6 protein-coding genes are annotated in these 7,049 nt (G+C 75.0%); 5 read left to right on the plus strand and 1 reads right to left on the minus strand.

Annotated features, from left to right (window positions below):
* From cbiB to J7E86_RS14015, 5 genes are all read left to right on the plus strand, one after another.
* Positions 1-779 (plus strand): adenosylcobinamide-phosphate synthase CbiB (cbiB, locus tag J7E86_RS13995; RefSeq protein WP_215081970.1); only part of this gene is annotated, 779 nt, incomplete at its 5' end.
* Positions 776-2,314, plus strand: a complete 1,539-nt coding sequence (locus J7E86_RS14000; RefSeq protein ID WP_308312586.1) for a cobyric acid synthase — start codon at positions 776-778, stop codon at positions 2,312-2,314. The genes cbiB and J7E86_RS14000, both read left to right, overlap by 4 nt.
* Positions 2,315-2,528: 214 nt before the next feature.
* Positions 2,529-4,595 (plus strand): putative cobaltochelatase, encoded by a 2,067-nt coding sequence (locus J7E86_RS14005; RefSeq protein ID WP_251019114.1) that lies wholly within the window; start codon positions 2,529-2,531, stop codon positions 4,593-4,595.
* The gene (gene cobO, locus J7E86_RS14010) at positions 4,595-5,203 is read left to right on the plus strand and encodes a cob(I)yrinic acid a,c-diamide adenosyltransferase (protein WP_215081971.1); all 609 of its coding nucleotides are present in this window, start codon (positions 4,595-4,597) and stop codon (positions 5,201-5,203) included. The genes J7E86_RS14005 and cobO overlap by 1 nt, the downstream gene beginning before the upstream one ends.
* A complete protein-coding gene (locus J7E86_RS14015) occupies positions 5,200-6,585 on the plus strand; it encodes a cobyrinate a,c-diamide synthase (protein WP_215081972.1) in 1,386 nt (461 codons plus the stop codon). Before cobO ends, J7E86_RS14015 begins: the two co-directional genes overlap by 4 nt.
* A gap of 2 nt (positions 6,586-6,587) precedes the next feature.
* On the opposite strand, the gene J7E86_RS14020 is transcribed toward J7E86_RS14015, so the two are convergent.
* Positions 6,588-7,049: ZIP family metal transporter (locus tag J7E86_RS14020; RefSeq protein WP_215081973.1), on the minus strand; the 462-nt coding region annotated here is incomplete at its 5' end.

The following is a 7,049-nucleotide window of genomic DNA, read 5'->3' on the forward strand; positions in this document are numbered from 1 at the left end:
GTGCCGCGCTGCTGGCCCGTGGCCTGCGCCGCTCCCCCGCCGCCGGCATCGCGCTGACCGCCGCCGCAACCTGGGCCGTCCTGGGCGGTACGTCCCTCGGCCGCGAGGCGCGGGCCATCGGCGGGGCGCTCGCCGCCGGCGACCTCGACGTCGCCCGCGAGCGGCTGCCCCACCTGTGCGGGCGCGACCCGCAGGCGCTGGACGGGCAGCAGATCGCGCGCGCGGTCGTGGAGTCCGTGGCCGAGAACACCTCCGACGCCGTCGTGGGCGCCCTCGTCTGGGGCGCGCTGGCGGGCGTACCGGGCCTGGTCGGCTTCCGCGCCGTCAACACCCTGGACGCGATGGTCGGCCACAAGTCCCCGCGCCACCGGCGCTTCGGCTGGGCCTCCGCCCGCCTCGACGACGTCGTCGGCTGGCCCGGCGCCCGGCTCACCGCCGCCCTGACCGTGCTCGCCGGCTCCGACCCGCGCGGCGCGTGGCGGGTGGCCCGGCGGGACGCCGCCCGGCACCCGAGCCCCAACGCCGGCCCGGTGGAGGCCGCATTCGCCGGCGCGCTCGGCGTGCGCCTGGGCGGCACCCTCGCCTACGCGGGCCGCGTCGAGCACCGGCCCGTCCTCGGCGCGGAGAACCGGCCGGTGCGCGCGGACGACATCGAGCGCGCGGTGCGCCTCTCGCGCCGTGTGTCGCTGCTCGCGCTGGGTGCCGCGATCGGCGGCCGCGCGCTGGGCAGCCTTGTGAGGACCGCCGTGAGGACGACCGTCAGAGGGAGGAACCGGTGACATCATCGAGGCGCGGGCCGGACGGCCCGCTGGGCGGGGGCCTGCTGGTGGCCGGGACCACCTCGGACGCGGGCAAGAGCGTGGTGACGGCCGGCATCTGCCGGTGGCTGATCCGCAAGGGCGTCAAGGTCGCGCCGTTCAAGGCGCAGAACATGTCGTTGAACTCCTTCGTGACCCGCGAGGGCGCCGAGATAGGCCGCGCGCAGGCCATGCAGGCGGCCGCCGCGCGCGTCGAGCCGACGGCGCTGATGAACCCCGTGCTGCTCAAGCCCGGCGGCGACCGCAGCAGCCAGATCGTCCTCATGGGCAAGCCGGTGGGCGAACTCAGCGCCCGTGGCTACCACTCCGGGCGTCAGGAGCAGTTGTTCGGCACGGTGACGGAGTGCCTGGAGGAGCTGCGGCGCACCCATGACGCGGTGATCTGCGAGGGCGCCGGCAGCCCGGCCGAGATCAACCTGCGGCGCACCGACATCGTCAACATGGGCATCGCGCGGGCCGCGCGGCTGCCGGTCGTCGTGGTCGGTGACATCGACCGGGGCGGGGTGTTCGCATCGTTCTTCGGTACGACCGCTCTGCTCTCCCGCGAGGACCAGGCGCACATAGCGGGCTATCTGGTCAACAAGTTCCGGGGCGATGTGACGCTCCTGGAGCCGGGCCTGGAGATGCTGCGCGACCTCACCGGCCGCCCGACGGTGGGCGTGCTGCCGTTCGCGCACGGGCTCGGCATCGACGAGGAGGACGGCCTGCGCGTGTCGATGCGCGGTGCCGTGCGCGAGTCGGTGGTGGCCCCGCCGCACGGCGCGGACGTCCTGCGGGTCGCGGTCTGCGCGGTGCCGCTGATGTCCAACTTCACGGACGTGGACGCGCTGGCGTCCGAGCCGGGCGTGGTCGTCCGCTTCGTCGACCGCGCCGAGGAACTGGCCGACGCCGACCTGGTGATCGTCCCGGGCACGCGCGGGACGGTCCGCGCGCTGGCCTGGCTGCGCGAGCGCGGGCTGGCGGACGCGCTCGCGCGCCGGGCGGCGGAGGGCCGGCCGGTGCTGGGCATCTGCGGGGGCTTCCAGCTGCTGGGCGAGCGCGTCGAGGACGAGGTCGAGTCGCGGGCGGGCGTCGTCGAGGGCCTGGGCCTGCTGCCCGTACGGGTGCGGTTCGCGGTGGAGAAGACCCTGGCGCGGCCGGTCGGCGAGGCGCTGGGCGAGCGGGTCGAGGGCTACGAGATCCACCACGGCGTGGCCGAGGTGCTGGCCGGCGAACCCTTCCTGGACGGCTGCCGGGTGGGCGCGGTGTGGGGCACGCACTGGCACGGCTCGCTGGAGAGCGACGGCTTCCGCCGGGCGTTCCTGCGCCGGGTGGCGGACGCGGCGGGCCGGGCGTTCGTCCCGGCGCCGGACACCTCGTTCGCGGCCCTGCGCGAGGAACAGCTGGACCGCCTCGGTGATCTGATCGAGGAGCACGCGGACACGGACGCGCTGCTGCGGCTCATCGAGGGCGGGGTGCCGAGCGGATACCCGTTCATACCGCCGGGGGCGCCGTGAGCACTCCTGCCGAAGCACCCCCGCGTGCGTGGGGAACAAACGAGAACGCCACCCATTGCGGGCGAAAGGGCAGGAACATCCCCGCATGCGCGGGGATATGGACACCAGCCTGCCCCGAATCGGGCGAACACACTGCCGAAGCCGCACGAGAAACACCCGAAGGAGTGATCACCGCGTGACGACCACCCCCTACCCGCTCACCGCGATCGTCGGCATGGCCGATCTACGGCTCGCGTTGCTCCTCAACGCGGTGAGTCCCGCAGTGGGCGGCGTGCTCATCCGCGGTGAGAAGGGCACGGCGAAGACCACGACGGTCCGCGCCCTCGCAACCCTGCTGCCGCCGATCGAGGCTGTGGCCGGCTGCCGGTTCGCCTGTGACCCGGCGGCCCCCGACGCCACCTGCCCGGACGGCCCGCACGAGACCGGAGCGCACGCGAGCCGCCCCGCCCGCATGGTCGAGCTGCCCGTCGGCGCCTCCGAGGACCGCCTCGTGGGAGCGCTCGACATCGAGCGGGCGCTGAGCGAGGGCGTCAAGGCGTTCGAGCCGGGTCTGCTGGCGGCCGCGCACCGCGGTGTGCTGTACGTCGACGAGGTCAATCTCCTGGGCGACCACCTGGTCGACTCGCTCCTCGACGCGGCGGCCACCGGCTCCTCCTCCGTCGAGCGCGAGGGCGTCTCCGTCCGTCACGCCTCCCGCTTCCTCCTCGTCGGCACCATGAACCCCGAGGAGGGCGAGCTGCGCCCGCAGCTCCTCGACCGGTTCGGGCTGACGGTCGAGGTCGCCGCCTCCCGGGACACCGACGAGCGCGTCGAGGTCGTGCGCCGCCGGCTCGCCCACGACGAGGACCCGGCGGCGTTCGCCGCCAAGTGGGCGGCCGAGGAGGACGCGCTCCGTGAGCGCATCGCCGCCGCGCGCGCCCTCCTGCCCAGCGTGCGGCTCGGTGACGGTGCCCTGCGCCGGATCGCCGCCGTGTGCGCCGGCTTCGAGGTCGACGGCATGCGCGCGGACATCGTCACCGCGCGCACCGCGTCCGCGCTGGCCGCGTGGGCGGGGCGTACGGACGTGACGACGGCGGACGTCCGGCAGGCGGCGCTGCTGTCGCTGCCGCACCGGCGGCGACGGGCGCCCTTCGACGCCCCCGGCCTCGACGAGGACAAACTCGACGAGATCCTGCGGCAGTTCGAGGACGAGGAGCCGGAGCCCGAGCCCGACCCGGAGCCCGAGCCGGAGGGCCCGGACGACGGCCCCGGTGACGGCGGCCCGGGCGACGACGGGCCCGGCGGTGGGCAACCGCCGCAGGACGCGAACGGACCGGACAGCCCGGACCTCCCCGGCCAGCGGCAGCGGCAGGAGGAGTCCGAGCCGGCCGGTGACGCCGGTCAGGAGCCCTCCGCGCCGCGGGAGGCACCGCAGGGCAGCGCCGCGGCGGAGAGCGGCGACACCCCGGCCGTCGCGGCCGCCGATCCCTTCCGCACCCGCAAGCTCGACGTCCCCGGCCTCGGCGAGGGCGCCGACGGGCGCCGTTCGCGGGCCCGTACCGCGCACGGCCGGACGACCGGGGCGCGCCGGCCCCGGGGCGCGCTGTCGAAGCTCCATCTGGCGGCGACCGTGCAGGCGGCCGCACCGTACCAGCGGGCGCGGGGCCGCAGCGGGCCGGGGCTCGTCGTCCGCCGGGACGATCTGCGGGAGGCCGTGCGCGAGGGCCGCGAGGGCAACCTGGTGCTGTTCGTCGTGGACGCCTCCGGGTCGATGGCGGCGCGCAAGCGGATGGGCGCGGTCAAGGGCGCGGTGCTGTCGCTGCTGCTCGACGCGTACCAGCGCCGCGACAAGATCGGCATGATCACGTTCCGGGGTGCGGACGCGGAGCTGGCGCTGCCGCCGACGTCGTCGGTGGACGCGGGCGCGGCCCGGCTGGAGCGGCTGCCGACGGGTGGCCGTACGCCGCTGGCGGCGGGGCTGCTGCGGGCGCACGAAGTGCTGCGGGTGGAGCGGCTGCGCGATCCGTCGCGGCGCCCGTTGCTCGTCGTGGTGACCGACGGCCGGGCCACCGGTGGCCCGGAGCCGCTCGTCCGGGCGGCGCGCGCGGCGCGGCTGCTGGCGGGCGAGGGCACGGCGTCGGTGGTGGTGGACTGCGAGTCGGGGCCGGTGCGGCTCGGGCTGGCGGGCGAGCTGGGCCGCGAGCTGCGCGGACCGGTGGTCACGCTCGACGAACTGCGTGCGGACAGCGTCTCCGCGCTCGTACGTACCGTACGGAACACGAACTCCAGGAGGGCCGCGTAATGCCACAGGGACAGCCGACCGTCGTTCCCGACGACGGGCTCACCACGCGTCAGCGCCGCAACCGGCCGCTCGTCTTCGTCCACACCGGCATCGGCAAGGGCAAGTCGACGGCGGCGTTCGGGCTGGCGCTGCGGGCGTGGAACCAGGGCTGGCCCATCGGGGTGTTCCAGTTCGTGAAGTCGGCGAAGTGGAAGGTCGGCGAGGAGAACGCGCTGCGGGTGCTCGGCGCCTCGGGCGAGGGCGGGTCCGTCGACTGGCACAAGATGGGCGAGGGCTGGTCGTGGATCCAGCGCGACGCCAAGGACGGCGAGCTCAGCAACGAGGAGAAGGCGCGCGAGGGCTGGGAGCAGGTCAAGCGTGACCTGGCGGCGGAGCGGTACAAGCTCTACGTGCTGGACGAGTTCGCCTATCCGATGCACTGGGGCTGGATCGACACCGACGAGGTGATCTCGGTGCTGCGGGACCGGCCGGGCACCCAGCACGTCGTGATCACGGGCCGCAACGCGCCGCAGGCGCTGGTGGACTTCGCCGATCTGGTCACGGACATGTCCAAGGTCAAGCACCCGATGGACGCCGGTCAGAAGGGCCAGCGGGGCATCGAGTGGTGAGTACGCGCATCCCCCGCCTGGTCATCGCGGCCCCGGCCTCGGGCAGCGGCAAGACGACCGTCGCCACGGGCCTGATGCGGGCCTTCGCCGACGCCGGGCTCGCGGTGTCCCCGCACAAGGTCGGCCCGGACTACATCGATCCGGGTTACCACGCGCTGGCGACGGGCCGGCCGGGCCGCAACCTCGACGCGTATCTGTGCGGGCCCGAGCGGATCGCCCCGCTGTTCCTGCACGGGGCCGCGGGCTGCGACATCGCCGTCGTCGAGGGCGTGATGGGCCTGTACGACGGGGCGAGCGGCCAGGGCGAGCTGGCGTCGACGGCCCATGTGGCGAAGCTGCTGCGGGCACCGGTGGTGCTGGTCGTGGACGCGTCGTCGCAGTCGCGTTCGGTGGCGGCCCTGGTGCACGGCTTCGCGTCGTGGGACCCGGAGGTGCGGGTCGCGGGCGTGATCCTCAACAAGGTCGGCTCGGACCGCCACGAGGCGCTGCTGCGGGAGGCGCTGGAGGAGTCGGGGGTGGCGGTGCTGGGCGCCGTGCGGCGGGCTCGTCCGGTCGACACGCCGAGCCGGCACCTCGGGCTGATCCCGGTGGCCGAGCGCCGGGCCGACGCGTTGGAGGCGGTGGCCGCGCAGGCGGAGCACGTGCGCGCGGGCTGCGACCTGAAGGCGCTGCTGGCGCTGGCCCACAGCGCGCCGCCGGTGCCCGGTGAGGCGTGGAGCGCGGCCGGGGACGCCTGCGGGGAGCCGTTCCCGGAAGACGGCCTCGAAGTGCCCTCGGCCCGCCCCGTCGTCGCCGTGGCCGGCGGTCCCGCGTTCACCTTCTCGTACGCCGAGCACACCGAGCTCCTCACCGCGGCGGGCGCGGAGGTCGTCACCTTCGACCCCCTCCGCGACGAGGCCCTGCCGGACGGCACCGCCGGTCTCGTCATCGGCGGCGGCTTCCCGGAGATGTACGCGCCGGAGCTGTCCGCCAACGAGCCGCTGCGGAAGGCCGTCGCCGCCCTCGCGGAGTCCGGCGCTCCGCTCGCCGCCGAGTGCGCCGGGCTGCTGTACCTCTCGGACTCCCTCGACGGCAGGCCGATGTGCGGTGTACTGCCCGGTGAGGCCCGGATGTCCGGCCGGCTCACGCTCGGCTACCGGGAGGCCGTCGCGATCGCCGACAACGTCCTCGCGCCCGCCGGCACGCGCGTGCGCGGCCACGAGTTCCACCGCACGGTGATCGACCCGGGCGCGGGCGCCACCCCCGCCTGGGGGTTCACGCATCCGGAACGCCGGGTCGAGGGCTTCGTCAAGGGCGGTGTGCACGCCTCGTACCTGCACGTCCACTGGGCGGGCGCGCCCGGCACCGCGGAGCGCTTCGTGGCCGGGCTGCCGCGCCCGTGACGTCAGCTCGACAGGCCCACGACGAGCCAGATGAACGCCACCCCGGCGATCGTGCAGGCCAGCGTGGAGCGGGCGGGGTGCTCGTGGTGGGCCTCGGGCAGGATGTCGGAGGTGGCGAGGTAGAGCAGCACTCCGCCGAAGAAGCCGAGGTAGATGCCGAGGAATTGCTCCGGAAGGGTGAAGAGCAGCGTCGAGGCGGCGCCGACGACGGGTGCCAGGGCGTCGGCGCCGAGCATCAGCAGGACGCGGTTGCGCCGGTTCCCGTAGAGGTCGGCGATCGTGTAGGTGTTGAAGCCGTCGGCGAAGTCGTGGGCGATGACCGCGACGGCCACGGCGACGGCCATGCTGGTGTCCACCTGGAAGGCCGCGCCGATGGCGACGCCGTCCATGGCGCTGTGGACGACCAGGGCGGCGGCCGCGGTGAGCCCGACCTGGGGGACGCGTTCGTGGGCGTCGACACCGTG

Source organism: Streptomyces sp. ISL-11 (genome assembly GCF_018614525.1).
Taxonomy (GTDB): domain Bacteria; phylum Actinomycetota; class Actinomycetes; order Streptomycetales; family Streptomycetaceae; genus Streptomyces.